The sequence below is a fragment of the Mesorhizobium sp. M7A.F.Ca.CA.001.10.2.1 genome, assembly GCF_003998575.1.
Classification (GTDB): domain Bacteria; phylum Pseudomonadota; class Alphaproteobacteria; order Rhizobiales; family Rhizobiaceae; genus Mesorhizobium.
Genome location: NZ_RZQY01001209.1, coordinates 1 through 742, shown reverse-complemented (window position 1 = coordinate 742; position 742 = coordinate 1). Strand labels below are relative to the sequence as shown.

The window sequence follows — 742 nt, the reverse complement described above, 5'->3', positions numbered from 1 at the left end:
GTGCTGGCGATGCTGCAGGCGCGCTGGGACTGGGCTTTTGCCGGGTTCCTCGTCGCCGGCATTTCCGACGGCGTCGACGGGTTCATCGCCCGCCGTTTCAACCAGCAGTCCACGCTCGGCGCGTATCTCGACCCGGTGGCCGACAAGCTGCTGCTGGTTTCGGTGTTCGTGGTCATGAGCTTCATCGGGCAATTGCCGCTGTGGCTTGTCGTCATCATGGTGTCGCGCGACGCGTTGATCGTCTGCGCGGTGGTGTTGTCCGCCGTCATGACCCATCCGGTCGAGATGAAACCGTTGTTCGTGTCGAAGGCCAACACCGCGATCCAGATCGTGCTGGCCGCGCTTGTGCTGGGAGAACTTGCCCTTGCCGTTCACTTCGACCCGCTGAGGTCAGCCCTCATATTGCTGTCCGGGGTCTTGACCGTGGCTTCGGCCGCAGCCTATCTCGTCACTTGGCTGAGGCACATGAGCGGCTATGGCGAAGGCTCCACTCCGGACATCTGAGACAGAAGCGGCAGCGATCGAGGCCGCGGCCGCCGACATCGCCGCGTCCGCGACCTTTCGCCGGCAGATCTTCTTCTGGCTGGCCGGTGCCGCGCTGCTGGCGCTTTTCCTCTATGTTTTCAGCGCCATCCTGCTGCCCTTCGTCGCCGGCATGGTGCTGGCCTATTTCCTCGATCCCGTTGCCGACCGGCTGCAGCGGCTCGGCCTGTCCCGTTTCATGGCGACGGTGGTCATCCTC

At 64.0% G+C, this 742-nt stretch carries 1 protein-coding gene and 1 pseudogene; both read left to right on the top strand.

What is annotated here, in order from left to right; all coding sequences use genetic code 11:
• A partial coding sequence (locus EN964_RS36190) for a CDP-alcohol phosphatidyltransferase family protein (RefSeq protein ID WP_164776545.1) occupies positions 1-504 on the top strand: 504 nt, incomplete at its 5' end.
• Positions 476-742, top strand: a pseudogene (locus tag EN964_RS36185) (AI-2E family transporter); the annotation flags it as partial. The gene EN964_RS36190 and the pseudogene EN964_RS36185, both read left to right, overlap by 29 nt.